This window comes from Nocardia sp. CY41, from assembly GCF_009829325.1.
Lineage (GTDB): Bacteria > Actinomycetota > Actinomycetes > Mycobacteriales > Mycobacteriaceae > Nocardia.
Window position 1 is genome coordinate 98514 of sequence record NZ_VUOS01000027.1, and the last position, 17010, is coordinate 115523.

The window sequence follows — 17010 nt, forward strand, 5'->3', positions numbered from 1 at the left end:
GAGGTAATCGACCTGACAGCGGTGTGCCCGGGAAACCGTGCGGGGGAGACTCAGGGCAGCGGAATCCACTGGCCGAGGAACCAGAAACCGTGCGGGCTCGGCTGCGGATCACCGTGGTGCTGCTGCTCGGGAGCATGGTCCCGACCCCGGTCGCGATCGTCGTGGCCCGGATCCGCGCTCGCGATACCCGCGCCTGCGCCGACCGCCGCCAGAGCGATGCCTCCGGCCACCGCCGCCTTCGCCACCTTGGACTTCAACACCTTCATACCTGTCTCCTTCCTCCGGCCCGTTGGGGCCCTCGGCCGAACCTCGACCGCGGAAACGATCCTCGACGCGGGATCTCGAGACAGCCGGATAGCCCGCCGGGAAACTCCTGGCAACCGAATCGGCATGCGCAGCGGAGGCAAAGCGCCGATGAAGGCGCGGTCGAGGTCCGGATGCGAGAGTGGTCGAGACAAGACCCCGGCCGTCGGCGCGCTCGCGGCGGACCGGCCAGAGATCCTCCGCGACCCACCACCAGGAGAGGACATCCGTGAAGCTTCTCGTCACCGGCGGCGCCGGCTACATCGGTAGCGTCGTCGCCCACCAACTCGTCGACGCGGGCCATGAGGTAGAGATTCTCGACGACCTGTCCACCGGTTTCCCGGCGAACCTCCCGCCGCGCGCGGTGTTCCACCAACTCTCGATCCATCGGGTCGCCGACGTGCTCACGCCCGCGTCCGGCTTCGACGGCGTGCTGCACTTCGCCGCCAAGATCGAAGTCGCCGAATCGGTCGCGAACCCGGAGAAGTACTGGTGGAACAACATCGAAGGCTCCCTCGCACTGCTGCGCGCCATACGCGCCGCAGGCACTCCGCGCCTGATCTTCTCCAGCACCGGATCGATGTACACCGGCGACGGAAGCACACCCTTCGACGAGAACGCCGAAGTGCGTCCGGCCAACCCGTACGCGGCGACCAAGGCTACCGTGGACATGATGATCGCGGGCGAGTGCGGCGCGAGCGATCTCGGCGCCGCGTCGCTGCGCTACTTCAACGCCTCCGGCGCCGTCGTAGCGCACGGCGCGCGGCTGGGCGAACGTCACGACCCGGAGTCGCACCTGATTCCGATCCTGCTGCAAGTCGCTGCCGGGCAGCGCCCTTCGTTCACCCTCTACGGCACCGACTATCCGACTCCGGACGGCACCTGCATCCGGGACTACGTGCACGTGGCCGACCTCGCCGCCGCGCACCTGCTGGCGCTGGAAGCCATCCGCCCCCGCGAATACGAGGTGTACAACCTCGGCAACGGCAGCGGCTACTCCAACCGGCAGGTGCTCGATACCGTGCGGGAAGTAACCGGACGTGACTTCCCGGTGCACTACGGCCCGCGCAGGCCGGGCGATCCGGCCGTCTGCGTGGCCGCGAGCGGCAAGGCGGGCAGCAGGCTCGGCTGGAAGCCGCAGCGTCCGGACCTGGCCGACATCGTCTCCGACGCATGGGAATTCCACCGGTCGGTGTCCGGCGACTGATCGACCGAGGAACGATTCGCCGTATTCGGTGATCTCCGGGCGCCCTCGCCGGGGCGCCCGGATTCACGAGTCGATCAGAGAATGAGCAGGATCAGCGCCTTCTGCAGCGTGTCCACGATGCGGCCGATGGTGATCGCGATTTCGACGGTGCCCATGACAGGCCCCTTTCCTCGGGCGTGGCAGATCCTCGACATATCAATTCAAGCGCGCCCGAGGGGGATTCGGAAGCTCGCGCTCGGGTCGATCCACGAGGTTTCATCCGCGGCGCCGCTGCCTTCGAATCATCTGTGTCGCGGCACCGGTCGCGGCTGTGGAATCACCCACCGACAGGAGTACTTGTGGCGTCGTCGCAACCGTTGATCCGGGAGGACTCGCACGACTGTTTCCGGTCTGCGGCGGGCACGGTCGGACAAGCCGCGGCGATATTCGGCATGCTGCATCGGAATTCCGCCGAGCCCGCGGCGGTGCACGCGCGGCTCGCGGTGCTCACCGATCGCAGCGACGAATTCGTGTGCGAACTGCTCGGCGCGCCGGAGGCGGCGGGCCGGTGCGCGCTCGGCCGGGCGTTGCACAGCGTCGTCGCCCACCTGCGGACGGCGGCCGAGCGCGCGAGCCTGCACCACACGACGGCGCTCGTGGACGAACTCACCGAGGTGATCGCCATCGTCGAAGAATGCGGGCAGCATACGGCCCGATCGCTGACCGCCCCGCTGAATTTCCTCGAAGCACAGCGGTATCGAGCCGAGATCCAGCGACTGGCGGACGACGCCGACGACGCTTTCCGCCGCCTGTTCGCGCGGTGGTACTTCGACACCGAAGACCTCATGGCGGTCGCCGGGATGCGTGAGCTCGGCGACGAATTGGAGAACGTGGTGCAGGCCTTCGAGTCGGTCGCCGACGCAGTGCTCGTCAGGGACCGGCGACTCGGGTGAGCCGCCCCGCTACATCCCGACGAAGTCGATGATCGGCGCCGGATAGTCCGCCGGATCGACGTGCTCACGCCACGGCCGGTGGATACGTCCACCGGGCAGGTGCGCCAGCTCGGGAACCCAACGCCGGACGTACTCGCCGTCCGGGTCGTAACGCTGCGCTTGACGCAGCGGGTTGAGCACCCGATTCGGCCTGGTGTCGGTCCCCGTACCCGCCACCCACTGCCAGTTCAGCTGGTTGTTCGCCAGGTCGCCGTCCACCAGCCAGCGCAAGAAGTGCTCCGCCCCCACCCGCCAGTCGACCCGCAGCGACTTGGTCAGGAAGCTGGCCGTGATCAGCCGCGCGCGGTTGTGCATCCACCCCTGCGCGCGCAGTTGCCGCATCCCGGCGTCCACGATCGGATGCCCCGTGCGCCCTTCGCGCCAGGCGTCGACGGCCTGCTCGTCGTCGCGTCGGCGAACCGAGCGGGGGCGGTAGTCCGACCAGGCCGCCGACGGGCGGGCGGCCAGCAACTGGTGGTGGAAGTCGCGCCAGGCCAGCTGACGGGCGAACGCGTGCCCGCCGGCGGTGGACGTGTCGACCCGGTGCACCAGCTCCACCGGCGACACGCAGCCGAAGTGCAGATACGGCGACAGCCGCGAAGTGTCGTCGGCCGCGAGGTCGTCGTTGTCGCGCGCGTAGTGCTCGACCGGCCCGGCCAGCCAATCGCGCACGATCTTTCGCCCGGTCGTCTCACCGCCCACGGCAAGCTGCGGCGACGTCGGTCCCGGGCACAGCTCGTCCGCGTCCGGCAGCGGCAGGCTCGGCACCCGCGGCACCGTGAGGCTGCTCGGTTTGCCCAGCGGCTTGCGCAGCGGCGCGTCGGACCAGCGCCGGAAATACGGGCTGAAGACCGCGAAGTGGTCGCGCCCGGTAGCGGGCAGCAGCGTGGCCGGATCGGCGGCGGTGACGGTGGCGGGATGGGTGTACAGCAGGCAGTCGCGCCGCGCGAGACGCTCCCGCAGCGCCCGTTCGCGCCTGCGACTGTAGCCGCTGACATCGGCGGCGACGTGCACGCTCTCGGCGTGCACTACGGCGGCCACGCGGTCGACCTCCGCGGCCACGTCACCGCGGCGCAGGACCAGGCCACCGCCGAGGGCGCGCAGTTCGTCGTCGAGTTCGGCGAGGGCGGCGACGAGGAACCGCGCACGGTTCGGCGCGGCGAAGCGGCCGGCGAGGACGGCGTCGTCGAGCACGAACAACGGCACCACGGCGGCGCCTTCCCGGTGCGCGGCGGTCAGCACCGGGTTGTCCCGCACCCGCAGGTCGCGGGTGAACAGCGCGATCGTGACGGTCATCGCGAGGCTCCTTGTCGGACGAGAGCGGTCGTGCTCGGCGCCCGTGAGGGTCGCGCCGGCGCGGCGTCGGGCGGCTCAGCCCCACCGCCGCCGACGCGGCCCTCACGAGCGCCGAACATGCCGGATCACGCCGCGCACAGCGGGACGATGCGCGAGTCACCGCCGGTCGTCGGCGAGGTCAGGTACAGGCACGGGTTCTGGCCCGCGGAGACGATCGCCGCGCGCACCTGCTGCCAGGCTTCCGCGTCCAGTGACGCGGCGCGCGCCAGGACGAATCCGGATATCCGGCTCGGGTCGGTGACCACCGCCCACGAATAGGCCGGGCCGAGCGCCGTGACGATGTAGTTGGTCGGCCCGTCCAGACGATCCTGGGTCGGCACGCCGGGGAAGCTGACGTGCAGCTGCGCACCGGTCTCCCGGTCGTTGACCGTAGCGGTCCCGTTGATCTCGTTCTGCGTGCCGGTCCATGTGGTGCAGGTGTTGCGCACCGCGATGTTGCCCGCCGCATCGAGGGCGTAATTCGCCTGGGTATCTCGCGCGCAGGCGAGGTTGAAGTACTGCGGGACGGCGGCGAGCTGACGCCACGTCCCCAAGTACCGCTCCAGCTCCAGGCGCGGCACCGGCGCAGGTCCCTCGAGCGGGTTCGGAGCCGCGGAGGCGCCACCCGTCGCCAGAGCGGTCGCGGACAGCGCCGACACCACCCCGGCGAGCAGGCGGGTCGACGTACGCAGCAGATTGCGACGGTGCACGCTAACTCCTCGGAAATCGGCGATGCTGACCACACTAGCATAGAACGATGCACAATTGATGCAACCTTCCTTTTCCGGAGGAACGATGCCGCGGAGGACAACGCCGAACATCGACGGCCGGGCGCCTGCCGGACACAGGTGCGCAGCCACTTGGGGAACCTGCCCGCTCGGTCCGCGCGTCCGGGCGCACGAATGCGCAGCATCACGCTCTCCAAAACCGGCACCGATAAGCCCACAGCCGCGAGAAGCCGTGGCGGTCGGGCGCACAGTCCTGACCGCCCCACCGCGAGATGCCGTCCGGCCGGCTGATCGCTCACTGCCAGGGCAGCGGGCGGGACCGCCGCCGCTGGTCACCCTCCCGGACGGCGGCGGCCGACGTGCACGCGTCCGGACTCACACCGCCCGGTCGACCCGCGCCGAACGACCCGGCGCGAAACCGACGGTGACGTGATGCCACCGCACGGACCCACCGATCAGCCGGGTGGAGCGGATCCCGTCGGCGGCGGCGGGCAGAATGGGGCGATGCCCGCCGGTCCCGTCCCCGTGTCCGACGCGGCCGGATACACGGTGCGCGCGGTCGCCGAGCGTCTCGGTATCCCGACCGCGACGCTGCGCAGCTGGAACCGCCGCTACGACATCGGCCCGCCGCAGCACCGCCCAGGTCAGCACCGCCTGTACACCCGGGCCGACATCGCCATGCTCGAACGGATGCTGGCGCTGATCCGCGCGGGCGCGAGCCCGGCGGGCGCGGCGGCGGCGGTGCGCGGGCCCGCGCCCACGCTCGGCCGCCGGGAAGCGCTGCTGGCCGCGGCCTTCGCGCTGGACACCACCGCGGTGTCGAACCAGATCGAGGCGCACGTCCGCGCGTTCGGCGTGGTGGACACCTGGAATCTGCTGTGCCGCCCCGCTTTCGCCGACATCGTCGATCGGCAGCTCGGCGGCGAGGGATGCATCGATGTGGAGCACTTGCTTTCCTGGTGCGTCATCTCGGTGCTGCACCGGACGCACCCGCCGTCGGTTTCGGACGGCACGGCGCCGGTGGTGCTCGCCTGCACCAGCGGGGAGACGCATTCGCTGCCGCTGGAGGTGTTGCGCGCGGCGCTCGCCGAACGCGGCGCCGGAGCCCGGATGCTGGGCGCCGACGTGCCCGCCGCCGCGCTCGCCGACACCCTCGCCCGGTTCGACCGCCCCGCCGCTGTCCTGCTGTGGTCGCAGCAGGAGTCCACGGCGTTGACCTCCGCGGTGCGCGCCTGCCTCGGCGCGGGCGCCCGCGTGCTGGTCGGCGGCCCGGGATGGGAGGCGGTCTTCCTCCCCGAGGGCGTGGAACGCGTCGAGAGCCTGGTCGACGCCGCCGACCGGCTCGCCTGACCAGCCCGCCGGGCGCTTCCGCCGAACCGATCCATCGACGGACACCACGCAATCCTCCGTCGGCCCTGGCTTCTCCCGGCGACCGCCGGCTCAGATCATCCCCTGAACCCAGCAGAGGTAGCTGGCGAAACCCCCTCTCCCGCACGAGCCGCCCGCGCGCGCAGCGCTCGGCCGCCAAGTCCGCTGCCCACGATCATCGATGCAATATCGATGCAGTACGGAATCCGACATCGGCGCGTCAGCTACCACAGAGGAGAGGGGGCCTCTCGTGCGGACGCACCCCACACCGGTCACCGGCGGAGCGCTCCACACACACCTCGCCCGCGCCATCAGCAACCACAGTGGAGATCGGACCAGCGCGCCGATGCGCCCGCACAGGTCACCGGCGGAGCGCTCTGCCAACACCTCGCCCGCACCGCCGGCAACTGCAGTGGAGATGGGACCTCTCGTGCGGACGCGCCCCGCACCAGGCACCCGGCTGAGCGCTCCACACACACCTCGCCGGCACCATCAGCGATCGCAGGACCGCACCGATCAGTCGCCCGACTCGGTTGCGCTCCACTCATCCAGCGCAAGCCGTCTCTTGCTCACAGCCGATTCAACAGCGACTACTCGCATGTCGGGAGACTCTCCGAGACCCAGCCGCAAGGTGGACAGGGCAGTCGATTGCTGCGACGCGGGCACGAACGCCGGAATGGCGTCGATCGGTCTACTACATCCGCCAGATCGGGAACATCCATTCCGTCGCGAGCCCCGGCGCCATCCCGGACTCAGCCCGCGAGCCTGCCGAGCAGATGTCGCAGCGCCGGTTCCAGAGCCGGGGCCCGGAAATGGTGCCCGGCCTCCGCCAGCCGCGCGGGGACGACGCGCTGACTCGCGGACGCCACTTCACGATTGCCTTCGCGGCCCAGTAGCAGAGCGGGACCGAACCCGGGCACCGGGAACAGGGCGGGCCTGTGCAGCACGCGCGCGAGGATCTTGGTGTACTCCGCGTTCCGCACGGGTTGCGGCGCAACGGCATTGACCGCACCGGACAGTTCCGCATCCCAGAGCGCCCGGTGATAGATGTCGATCAGGTCATCGATTCCGATCCACGACAGCCATTGCCTGCCGTTGCCGATGCGCCCGCCCAGCCCGGCGGTGAACAGCGGACGCAACAGCTGCAGGGTGCCGCCGCGCGGGGACTGCACGATGCCGGTACGCACGCGCACCACCCGCACACCGGCTTCGGCGGCGGGAGCCGTCGCGTCCTCCCACTCCTCGACCACGTCGGCAAGGAAGCCCGTCCCGCGCACCGATCGCTCGGTCAACGCCTCGTCGCCGCGATCGGCGCCGTAGTAGCCGATCGCGGAGGCACTCACGAAGACCGGCACCGCCGCGCGGGCCGCGACCTCGGCGAGTTTCCGGGTCGGACCGATCCGGCTGCCCGCGATCGCACGCTTGTGCCCCTCGGTGAACCGGCCCGCGATGGAGGCCCCCGCCAGATGCACCACGGCGTCCACATCGTCCAGCAGGTCCGGCGCGGGGTCGGCGGTGTCCCACAGCCTTTCGTCGGCGGCGCGCGGCGTGTGCCGGACCAGCCGAACGACGCGGTGCCCGCCGGTGGACAGGAACGCGGTCAGCGCCGAACCGACCAGGCCGGACGCTCCGGTCACCGCGATGGTCCTGGACACGAAGCCCTCCCCCGCCGCCCGCGCGTGCGCCGCGAGATCGTCGGCGAGCTGCCGGTGGCGGTAGGCGAACATGGGACGCAGCACGGTGGCGGGAACCGGCGCGTCCACCCGGTCCACCACCCGCGTCCGCGTCTCGTCGACGACCTCGAAGTCGTGGGTGTGCCGCCAGGGCAGCAGTCCGGCCGGCAGCGAGCCGATTCCGTCGACGGTGACCGCGTCCACGAACCGGCGCGGGGGGTCGTACTCGCCCGGGTCGTGCCGCGCCACCCAGCGCAGGCCACCGGGCAGTCCGAGCACGGCCTGCCCGTCGCAGAGCGAGTCCGATTCGGCGCGCGGAGACACGGGCTGCCATGGCGGCGCCAGGCGGGTCAGCGCGCCAGGGCGACCGTGCCAGGCGAACACCTCGGACCGGGGTAGATCGATGACGCTCGCGTACTCGATACCCATGACCCGACTCTAGCCCGAAACCCACCCCATGCAGCGTTCATGCATCGTTACATAGCACGCGGTTTTCAAAACTCCAGGTATCCACCTACTTCTAGTACGTCCGATGCAACCGATGACTCAATCGATAGGCAATCGGCGGGGACCCCGGTTTCGCGAGGCGATCAGACCACGAACGGAATCAACGCCTTTCGATCCACGGGATAGTCGGCGAACTTCTCCCGGTACCACCGGTGTGTGGCGAGGGCACGCGGCACCAGATTGCCCGCCGTGATCAAGAAGATGACCACGCCGGCCAACGACCAGGTCGCCAGCGCGAAACCCGCCCACGCGATCAGCTCGCCGAGATAGGCCGGACTGCTGACGAACCGGAATCCCGCGCCGTAGGGGATCCGATACTCGGCCGCGCCGGGATCCGCCTTGTCCCGCAGGTTGCGCACGATGGATTCGGAGCGCACCAGCAGAGCGAAGCCACTCAGGTAGACCACGAGCCCGAGCAGGAAGCGCGGATCGGTCAGCCATTCCGGCCCGTATTGATCGAGGTAGTCGTGACTGAACAGGGAGCCGTTGAGATAGCCGTGCAGCGCCGTGACGAACATGCCCGCGGCGAGGACCGAGACATTGAAGCTGCTCCGCTTGCCGGGCACCTGCCGGATGGACAGCGGGAAGAACCAGCCGCGGTTGCCGTAGTGCAGCACCCAGATGGCCGCCAGGGCCAGCGCGGTGGGTTCGAAACGATTCGGGCCCGCGAGATAGCAGAGGGCGAACACCACCGTCGCCGGAATCTCCATCAACCACCACCCCAGCTTCGGGTTGAGGTTGAAACCGACCTCGGTGGAGGCGAAACGACCGTAGGGACTCTGCGCGAACAAGCCGCCGACCACGACGAACGCCGCGAACGCGAAGCCGATCGTCAGCACGGTGTCGTACACGGTGTTGCCGGTATACCAGTCCATCGAGTTCCCTTTGTCCTGCGGATGCGACCGGCGGGACACCGGAACGCGACGCCAAAATTAGAACTTGTTCTACCATGTGTCCAGTCCGGCTCGCGTCTACGGAGGTTGTGTCATCATGCCGCTGGATCCCTCGGCCGCAGCGCTGCTGACGGCCGTCGAGGCGTCACCGCACGCGGTCGCGGCGCACGACAAGTCCGCGTGGGTGGGCCTGTTCGCCGCGGGGGCGGAGGTCAACGACCCGGTGGGGTCCCGCCCGCACGTGGGGCGCACCGCCATAGCGCGGTTCTACGACACCTTCATCGGACCGAACACCATCGCGTTCCGGGTCGATCGCGATCTGGTCCATCCGCCGACGGTGCTGCGCGATCTGACCGTCGTCACCACGATGTCGACCGGCGCCACCGTTCTCGTCCCCATGCACCTGCGCTATCGGCTGGTCGAGCAGGACGGCGTATGGAAGATCGCCTCGCTCGCCGCGCATTGGGAACTGGCGGGCATGATCTGGCAACTGCTGCGCACCGGTCTGCCCGGGCTCGCCGCGGCGCTGAAGCTGGGGCCGCAACTGCTCGTCAACCAGGGCGTCGGCGGGGCGCTGGGCATGATGCAGGCGCTCGGTGGCGTGGGCCGCCGCGGAAAACACACCACGACAGGGCTTTTCGCCGCCGCGGCGAGCACCGATCTGAGCCGGGTGCGCGAGCTGCTCGGGTCCCGGGCCGAGATCGAATTGCCCGCGGGCACGCCGGTGTCGGTGGAGGAATTCACCAATCGGGTACGCAACATGCGCTGGAGCAAGGTGATCGCCGCGGGCCACACCGTCACGGCGAGTGTCCGGCTCGGCGCGGTATTCGGAGTCGCGGTCGTGGAATTCGCGACCAGCGGGGAAGGCATCGCGCGCGTGACGTTCTATCTCGACGGCGACTGACCCGGGCGGATCGCCCGCCGGGAGTCGCCGCGACCGGCCGATGCCTGCACCCGTGGTCGCCCACTCGGACCGTCGCGGTTGCGCCCCTCGGAGTACGCGCGCCGGTAGCCGGATGCACCGCAGCACCGGGCTACCAGAGCTGAAGGCAAGCTCAGTTCGATGAACGGGCTCGGCACCCGGTCACGACGCGAGCTGTCCGGCGTGTTCCCCGGCCCGGTCGGACACCGGCGCTTCGACCGGCGCGGACACCGGCACGGCATGCTCGGTCCAGCCGGGCGGGCCGAAGATGTATCCGAGCCGCCCCCGCCAGGTGCTCGCGCCGCGCACGTCGCGGATCAGCGCCGCCAACTCGTGATAGTTGACCTTCAGCGGGTTGTCGGTGCCGATGTTCTTGGTGAGGCCGTAGCGGACCGGTTCGGATTCGGCGGCGAAACTGCCGAACAGACGATCCCAGATGATGAAGATGCCGCCGTAGTTCTTGTCGATGTAGGGCTGGTTCGACCCGTGGTGGACACGGTGGTGCGAGGGTGTGTTGAACAGGAATTCGATCGGACGCGGGAGGGTCTCGACGCGCTGAGTGTGGATCGGGAACTGATAAAGCAGCCCGATGCCCTGCAACAAGAAGATCATCCAAGCGGGGAAGCCCAGCAGCGCCGCGGGCACCCACGCCAGCCCGCGCAGGATATTCGGGATCGGGTGCAGCCAGGAGAGGCGAAGCGCGGTGGAGAGGTTGAAGTGCTCACTGGAGTGGTGCACGTTGTGCGCGGTCCACATCAGCCGGACCCGGTGGTCGGCGCGGTGCGCCCAGTAGTAGCACAGATCCGTGACGATCAAGCCGAGCACCCAGACCCACCAGGATCGCGGCGACAGGTGCAGCGGCGTGATCGCGGCGGCCACGACCACGGCCGAGAACGGCACCAGATGCTGCATCAGCGGCTTGACCAGCCTGCCCACCGTGAATGTCGTCACGTTGGAAGCGGTGTCGCGGACCGATCCACCGTTGCCGGACCGGTCGGGATCGCGCCGGTAGGCGATCCACTCCACCAGCATGAGCACCGCGAACGCCGGAATGGCGTAGGTCAGCAACTCGAACTCCACACGACCCATGGGTTCTCCTTCTTCCTCTGGCCTCTTCCTTGGACGCTACGTGCCCGGGCCTGGGGAAACATCGCGCCGGCGAGGGACTTCGCGTCCCCCGCGCGGGGGACGCGAGCGCGCAGGCGCGCGGGCAGAGTTGTCGTTCGTGCGGCGTCTGCGATCGGCCGGATCACTAGGATCGCCCCAGGACCCGGCACCGGAACCGGACGGAGGCGGTGACGAACTGTTGGACGTGAGCAGATCACTGGCCCGCCAGTCGGTGGTGGTCGCCATGGTGGCCGCCGTCATCGACGCGGTGGTGCTGGGTCTGTGCGGCGTCTTCGCGGTGGCGCCGTGGCAGACGGTCGCCGCTGTCACGGCCATCGTCGCCGCCGATCTCGCCTTGGCCGCCCCGCCCCGGACGGCGGGCGTGGTCGCGGTGGTGCAAGTGCTCGTGCGACTGCTGGCCGCGCTGCTGTTGTATCGGCACGGGTTCCCGGTGCGGTTCGCCGACGTGGGGTTCCTGGTGGCCGGATACCGCGCGGGGGCGTGGCTCGCCGGACCGAGTTCCGTGCTGACCATGTTGTCGCTGTGCGCAGGAGTCGCCGGGGCGCACCTGGTCACCGACAGCGCCGCGGCGCGGGATTGGCGGCTGTTGCTGGCCGCGACCGTCTCCGCGGGCTGCGTCCCGTGGCTCGTCGGCCGCTACACCGCGGCGCGAGGCGCCTACATCGCCGATCTGGAGCAGCGGGCCCGATTGCGGCAGCAGGAGCACCGCACCGCGCTGGAGCGCGCGGTCACCGAGGAACGGGCGGCGATCGCCCGCGACCTGCACGACGTGATCTCCCATCACGTCAGCGCGATCGGCATCCACGCCGGTGCGGCGCGGCTGGCTCTGGGCGGCACGGCGAACGCGGCCGCCGCCCGATCGCTGTCGGCGGTGGAATCCAGCAGCCGGGCCGCGATGGTCGATCTGCGCCGCCAGCTCGACTTGTTGCACGGGCGGGAGGACGAGGGGCAGCGTCAGCCGGGGCTCGCCGACATCGACGGGCTGATCGAGCACGTCCGCGCGGCTGGGCTGCGGGTCGAGACGAGCGTGCGCGGCGACGCCGTCACACTGCCGGACTCGTTGAACCTCACCCTGTACCGCATCGTGCAGGAGATGCTGACCAACGCGTTGCGCCACGGCGACGGCACGCACGTCCGCTTGGACGTGGAGTACCTGCCGAAGCGAGTGGTGCTGCGCGCAACGAACCCCCTCCCCCGTGAAGCGGTCACCGCCGACCCCTCGATCCAGCGCGGCCTGCACGGAATTCGTCGCCGCGCCGAGCTGTTCGACGGCGCACTGGACTACGGCCGCGACGCCACGCACTGGCACACCACGGTGTCCGTGCCGATCGGAGGATCGTGAACCCGCCCATCCGTGTCCTGATCGCCGACGACCACAGCATGTTCCGCTCCGGCCTGCGCGCCGTCGTGGACAGCCAGCCGGACCTGGATTGCGTCGCCGAGGTGAGCGACGGCCGGGCCGCGATCACCGAGACCGCCCGGCTGCGACCGGATGTGGCGATCCTCGACGTCCGCATGCCGAAACTCGACGGCTTGGCCGCCACCACCGCGATCGTCGCCGCCGGCGGCACGCACGTCCTGGTGCTCACGACCTATGACAGCGACGCCAACCTGTATCGCGCCTTGCAGGCGGGCGCCAGCGGGTTCCTGCTGAAGAGCCTGCCGCCCGAAGAACTCGTCACGGCGATCCGGATCGCGGCCCGCGGCGACGCGCTGATCGACCCGTCGATGACCCGCCGCCTGGTCTCCCGCTTCGCGAGCACGCTCGCGCCCCCGCGCACCCCGCCGGAAGTCCAGCAGCTCACCGCCCGCGAACTGGAGGTACTGCTCCTGCTGGCCGACGCGCGCAGCAACGCCGAGATCGCCGCGCAGCTGGGTGTCGGCGAGGAGACGGTGAAGACGCACGTCTCCCGCATCCTCGCCAAACTCGGCGTCCGCGATCGCATCCACGCCGTCGTCTACGCCCATCAGCACGGTCTGGTCTCGCCGGAATCGGCACGCTCCGACTGACGGCATTCCCGCCCATGTGGCGGCGACAACCGAGCGCAGTGGCTCGGTTGTCGCCGCGCGCGGCTCACCCGCCGGTCGGCGGTTCCCCGACGGTCGTCGTCGGATCGATGATGCCGAAGACCTCACCCTGCGGCCCCTGGACGATGCCCATGCGGCCGAAGGGGCTGTCGTCGGGTCCCGACATGACGGTGGCGCCGAGATCGCGCGCCCTGGCGAGCGCGTCGTCGGTGTTGCCGACCTGGAACCAGGCCAGCCAATACGACGGGTTGTCGCCCGGCATCTTCGTCGAGTCGTTCACGCCGCCGACGGCGTCGCCGTCCTGCGTCAAGCTGAACGTGGAGTAGACGAAATGCTCGCCGTCGCCGATCTCGGTGTAGTGCCAGCCGAACACGTCGGCGTAGAACTGCTGCGCCTGCTTGTAGTCGCTGGTGTGCAGCTCGTTCCAGCAGTAGGCGCCGTGCTCGTTGTAGATGCCCGCGCCCGCGTGGGCCTTGGCCTCCCAGATCCCGAAGACCGCGCCGGTGGGATCGGCGCCGACGACCATGCGGCCGACGTCGAGCACGTCGAACGGTTGCATCATCAGCGAGCCGCCCGCGGCGCCGACCTTCTGCGCGACGGCGTCGGCGCTGTCGGCGGCGAGGTAGGTGGTCCACACCGACGGCATCGGCATGCCTTCCGGTTTTGGTCCGATGCCCGCGGCCGCGCGGCCGTTGCGCATCGCCATCAGATATCCCCCAGCCTCGGGCGGGCTGTCCTCGATCTGCCAGCCGAAGAGAGCGCCATAGAATTCGCGGGCGCGCCCCGGGTCGTCGACCTGGCAGTCGACCCAGCACGGCGTTCCCTGCGGCCAGCTTCCGTCATGAGTGGGCATTGCGGGTGCCTCCTGACACGGGTTGCCGATGTGCGGGCCGAGACAGCCGGCACACGGCTAGTCAACCATCAGCATTCCGTTGGAGTGAGTCGATTCGGCCGGAGCGCCGTGTCGCGCTCGCAAGCCTGGAACCCAGGTGGAAAACCCCCTACACAGATCAGTCCCCGGTAGTCTCGTCGAAACCGTGGGTCTCAGTCGTCGCTGAGTGCTCCGGTATTTCGGCTGGCTTGCCGGGGGCCTAGCCGGATCCTGGGTCGGTTGTCTTCACTGCCTGCCGACGTCTCAGCTGACAGTGCGCTCACCTACCGGTGTTCCGGTGTAATGACTAGTCTCCTCCACATTTCCGGCTAGTCAAGAGCCTGATCGGAAACGACGCGCGCGGTCGCCCCGCGCTCCAGGCATCCTTCAGCAAATCGATCTTGACGTGTACTCTTGGCTTTCGAACCATGTGATTGTGACTGGGGTCACATACCCCGCCTGACTGCACTCGCCTGCCCGATAGCCGGGCCGGCCGTCCCGTTGGAGTCCCCATGGCGCTCGCTTCCACTCCCGCATCGACGAGTGGCGGCGCGTGCGCACACACCCGCCGTGAACGCCGCACCGGGGACACCGGATCCGTCACTTCGGAGACATCATGAGCGCACCGAACCGATTCGACGAGCTGCAGCATCGCGTCGCGGACCTCGCACCGGTCTTCCGCGAACCGCTGGACTCGCCCTACGAGATCTCCAACGAATTGTTCGCCGCCCTCCGGCACGTGCTGCACGACGTGGGCGGACAGCCGGACATCCCGGTCGATTACCGGGAGAAGGAGGAAGAGCCCTGGGAGATGCGCACTTACGTCACCTGCGAATGCCTCGGCTGGCGCGGCGTGTGGAACTCCGAAGAACGCAGGCGAGCGGAGAACGACTTGGGCGCGACGTTGTACTTCGGTCTCCCCTACTACGCGCGCTGGGCGACCGTCGCGGCGAAGACCTTGATCGCCAAGGGTTTGATCACCCCCGATGAGCTGTCGGCCAAGCTGGACGAAGTACGCGCCCGAATGGAGGCGCGCGCATGAGCAGGAAGTACCGAATCGGCGATCGGGTGCGGGTCCGCGACGCCACGTCGATGTTCCACACCCGGACCCAGGCCTACACCCGGGGGCACACCGGCGTCGTCGTCGAGTACCGCCCGGAGTGGATCATCCCGGAGGACGAGGCGTGGGGACGCGAGGACGGTCGCGTCGAGCCGTTCTATGTCGTGCGATTCCGCCAGAAGGATTTGTGGCCTACATACACCGGCTTCGACGTCGACACCCTGGAGACGGAGGTCTCCGAGCGCTGGCTCGAGCCCACAGAGGAGGATGCCCGGTGAGCCGGACCCACGATCACGACGCGCACGCGCCGATCCGGACGAGCGAGGAGATCAGCGAGTTCGAAGTGCTCGAGACGGCGGTCCGGGAACTCGCCATCGAGAAGGGTCTCTTCTCGCAGGAAGACCACCGCCGGTTCAGCGAGTGGGCCGAATCGGTCGGGCCGCACGGCGGATCGAAACTCGTGGCGAAGGCGTGGACCGACCCCGAGTTCAAGGCGCGCCTGCTCGCCGACGGGACCGAGACGTGCAAGGAGGTCGGCATCGACTGGCGCGATCCGACCGGATCCGGGACGCCGAGCGACTACACCTACTTCTACGTACTGGAGAACACGCCGCAGGTGCACAACGTCATCGTGTGCACGCTGTGCTCGTGCTATCCGCGCCCCGTGCTGGGCATGTCCCCGGATTGGTATCGCACGCCCAACTACCGTCGCCGCCTGGTGCGCCGGCCCCGCGAGGTACTCGCCGAATTCGGCTTGCATTTCCCGCCCGACGTCGAGATCCGGGTGCACGATTCGAACCAGAAGTCCCGATTCATGGTGCTGCCGATGCGCCCCGAGGGCACCGAGGGCTGGACCGAGGAGCAGCTGGCCGCCATCGTCACCCGGGACACCATGATCGGCGTGGCGCTACCCCAGGTCGATTGGACCGCGCAGCAGCCACCGAACCGAGTCGAGTCCGCTACGAGTAAGGAGGGGCGCCGGTGACGAGTGGTCCGTACGAAGTCCTGCTGAGCGCCTTGGATCCCGCGGCGCGCCGAGAGAGTGCGCTGCCCGAGCTCGATCGCGCACCCGACCCGTGGGAGTCGAGCATGCAGGCCACCTGCGAATGCCTCTCCTGGCGCGGGGCCCTGGACAACCTGGAGCGTCGTCACGCCGAGGACGCGCTGGGCGAGACGATCTATCACGATTTCCCGGTCCGCAGTCGCTCGGTGGTCGTCACCGCGCACACGCTGATGGAACGGGGCGTGATCACGCCGGAGGAACTCCGCGCCCGCATGGACGCCGTGCGGGAGCGCTTGCACCGGCAATAGCTTCCATCGGAACCGTGCGGCGGTCGGAGCCGCGCGTCGGCCGACGGATAGGCAACCAACTGGAGCATCGACCCAAAACGAAACGGCCCGGAACCTGGTGGTTCCGGGCCGTTTCGCTAGTAGCGGGGACAGGATTTGAACCTGCGACCTCTGGGTTATGAGCCCAGCGAGCTACCGAGCTGCTCCACCCCGCGTCGGTGAACACAACATTACACACGCGTTCGCGCAGACTGCAAATCGCCTGCTCAGGCGCGGTTTCGAGGAGGTGAACAGACCACCGAACGCCGAACACGAGCCGGCGCCGAATCTCGGAAACACTCGGCGGCACCCAACTACCGGAAGACGCATTCCCGCGCCGCGCCCACAAGATTTGCCACCAGTTAGCCGCTTCAAACGTGATGTACTTCACTATATCACAGTGATATCACTCACATAACGATGCGATAACGTACCATCACCGAAGCGTGTTGATGACGTTTCCCACCTGGAGAAACGGGGATATTCGGGTTATTCGCTTCATGCAATTCCGGCGTTATCCAGATGTGATCTGCTGAGATTTCTTCGTTACCGTCACTCCACGGCCCGGATCATCCGAGACGGGCTCGAACTCGAACCGCCGAACACCGGCGACCCTGTCCCGCGGTTCGAGGATCCCCGACGACCTGGGGACAGGGACACGGCAGTGATTCATCGCCGTGCCGGCGG

The 17010-nt window shown here is 69.0% G+C and carries 17 protein-coding genes and 1 tRNA gene; 10 read left to right on the forward strand and 8 right to left on the reverse strand.

Annotation, left to right across the window (positions count from 1 at the left end; all coding sequences use genetic code 11):
- Positions 1–50 precede the first annotated feature (50 nt).
- On the reverse strand, positions 51–266 hold the full coding sequence (locus tag GVY64_RS28665) for a hypothetical protein (protein ID WP_328821015.1): 216 nt from the start codon (positions 264–266) through the stop codon (positions 51–53).
- A gap of 266 nt (positions 267–532) precedes the next feature.
- Between GVY64_RS28665 and galE the strand changes: the two genes are divergently transcribed.
- Entirely contained in the window at positions 533–1510 is a 978-nt protein-coding gene (galE, locus tag GVY64_RS28670; RefSeq protein WP_159848057.1) for a UDP-glucose 4-epimerase GalE, read from the forward strand.
- 338 nt (positions 1511–1848) lie between these two features.
- Positions 1849–2442 carry a hypothetical protein gene (locus tag GVY64_RS28675; protein ID WP_159848060.1) on the forward strand — a complete coding sequence of 198 codons (594 nt, stop codon included), beginning with the start codon at positions 1849–1851 and terminating at the stop codon, positions 2440–2442.
- Between the two features lie 9 nt (positions 2443–2451).
- On the opposite strand, the gene GVY64_RS28680 is transcribed toward GVY64_RS28675, so the two are convergent.
- Complete coding sequence (locus tag GVY64_RS28680) at positions 2452–3777, reverse strand: cryptochrome/photolyase family protein (protein ID WP_159848063.1); 1326 nt, start codon at positions 3775–3777, stop codon at positions 2452–2454.
- A 125-nt stretch (positions 3778–3902) separates the two neighbouring features.
- Positions 3903–4526, reverse strand: coding sequence for a lipocalin family protein (locus GVY64_RS28685; RefSeq protein WP_442939640.1), 624 nt, complete (start codon positions 4524–4526; stop codon positions 3903–3905).
- Positions 4527–5048: 522 nt separating this feature from the next.
- On the opposite strand from GVY64_RS28685, the gene GVY64_RS28690 reads away from it, so the two are divergent.
- Positions 5049–5894, forward strand: a complete 846-nt coding sequence (locus GVY64_RS28690) for a MerR family transcriptional regulator (RefSeq protein ID WP_159848066.1) — start codon at positions 5049–5051, stop codon at positions 5892–5894.
- A 770-nt stretch (positions 5895–6664) separates the two neighbouring features.
- Here the strand turns inward: GVY64_RS28690 and GVY64_RS28695 are convergent.
- Positions 6665–8014, reverse strand: coding sequence for a TIGR01777 family oxidoreductase (locus GVY64_RS28695; RefSeq protein ID WP_159848069.1), 1350 nt, complete (start codon positions 8012–8014; stop codon positions 6665–6667).
- A gap of 161 nt (positions 8015–8175) precedes the next feature.
- Positions 8176–8967, reverse strand: a complete 792-nt coding sequence (locus GVY64_RS28700) for a 3-oxo-5-alpha-steroid 4-dehydrogenase (RefSeq protein WP_159848072.1) — start codon at positions 8965–8967, stop codon at positions 8176–8178.
- 115 nt (positions 8968–9082) lie between these two features.
- Here GVY64_RS28700 and GVY64_RS28705 point away from each other — a divergent pair, with 115 nt between their 5' ends.
- The gene (locus GVY64_RS28705) at positions 9083–9889 is read left to right on the forward strand and encodes a nuclear transport factor 2 family protein (protein ID WP_159848075.1); all 807 of its coding nucleotides are present in this window, start codon (positions 9083–9085) and stop codon (positions 9887–9889) included.
- A gap of 180 nt (positions 9890–10069) precedes the next feature.
- Here the strand turns inward: GVY64_RS28705 and GVY64_RS28710 are convergent, their stop codons facing one another.
- On the reverse strand, positions 10070–10996 hold the full coding sequence (locus GVY64_RS28710; RefSeq protein WP_159848078.1) for a sterol desaturase family protein: 927 nt from the start codon (positions 10994–10996) through the stop codon (positions 10070–10072).
- A 223-nt stretch (positions 10997–11219) separates the two neighbouring features.
- Between GVY64_RS28710 and GVY64_RS28715 the strand changes: the two genes are divergently transcribed.
- Together GVY64_RS28715 and GVY64_RS28720 are read left to right on the forward strand one after the other, a co-directional pair.
- Positions 11220–12377: a sensor histidine kinase gene (locus tag GVY64_RS28715; RefSeq protein ID WP_236567307.1), complete on the forward strand. Its 1158-nt coding sequence runs from the start codon at positions 11220–11222 to the stop codon at positions 12375–12377.
- Complete coding sequence (locus tag GVY64_RS28720) at positions 12374–13045, forward strand: response regulator (RefSeq protein WP_159848081.1); 672 nt, start codon at positions 12374–12376, stop codon at positions 13043–13045. The genes GVY64_RS28715 and GVY64_RS28720 overlap by 4 nt, the downstream gene beginning before the upstream one ends.
- A gap of 64 nt (positions 13046–13109) precedes the next feature.
- Here GVY64_RS28720 and GVY64_RS28725 read toward each other — a convergent pair whose 3' ends face one another.
- Positions 13110–13916 carry a VOC family protein gene (locus GVY64_RS28725; protein ID WP_159848084.1) on the reverse strand — a complete coding sequence of 269 codons (807 nt, stop codon included), beginning with the start codon at positions 13914–13916 and terminating at the stop codon, positions 13110–13112.
- Between the two features lie 634 nt (positions 13917–14550).
- On the opposite strand from GVY64_RS28725, the gene GVY64_RS38920 reads away from it, so the two are divergent.
- The 4 genes from GVY64_RS38920 to GVY64_RS28745 are packed head-to-tail and all read left to right on the forward strand — an operon-like array spanning position 14551 to position 16305.
- Positions 14551–14976 carry an SH3-like domain-containing protein gene (locus GVY64_RS38920; RefSeq protein ID WP_159848087.1) on the forward strand — a complete coding sequence of 142 codons (426 nt, stop codon included), beginning with the start codon at positions 14551–14553 and terminating at the stop codon, positions 14974–14976.
- A complete protein-coding gene (locus tag GVY64_RS38925) occupies positions 14973–15272 on the forward strand; it encodes an SH3-like domain-containing protein (protein ID WP_159848090.1) in 300 nt (99 codons plus the stop codon). Before GVY64_RS38920 ends, GVY64_RS38925 begins: the two co-directional genes overlap by 4 nt.
- Positions 15269–15979, forward strand: coding sequence for a thiocyanate hydrolase subunit gamma (gene scnC, locus GVY64_RS28740; protein WP_159848093.1), 711 nt, complete (start codon positions 15269–15271; stop codon positions 15977–15979). The genes GVY64_RS38925 and scnC overlap by 4 nt, the downstream gene beginning before the upstream one ends.
- Positions 15976–16305 (forward strand): SH3-like domain-containing protein, encoded by a 330-nt coding sequence (locus tag GVY64_RS28745; protein WP_159848095.1) that lies wholly within the window; start codon positions 15976–15978, stop codon positions 16303–16305. Before scnC ends, GVY64_RS28745 begins: the two co-directional genes overlap by 4 nt.
- A gap of 120 nt (positions 16306–16425) precedes the next feature.
- Here the strand turns inward: GVY64_RS28745 and GVY64_RS28750 are convergent.
- A tRNA-Met gene (locus tag GVY64_RS28750) sits at positions 16426–16499 on the reverse strand.
- Positions 16500–17010: the final 511 nt, after the last annotated feature.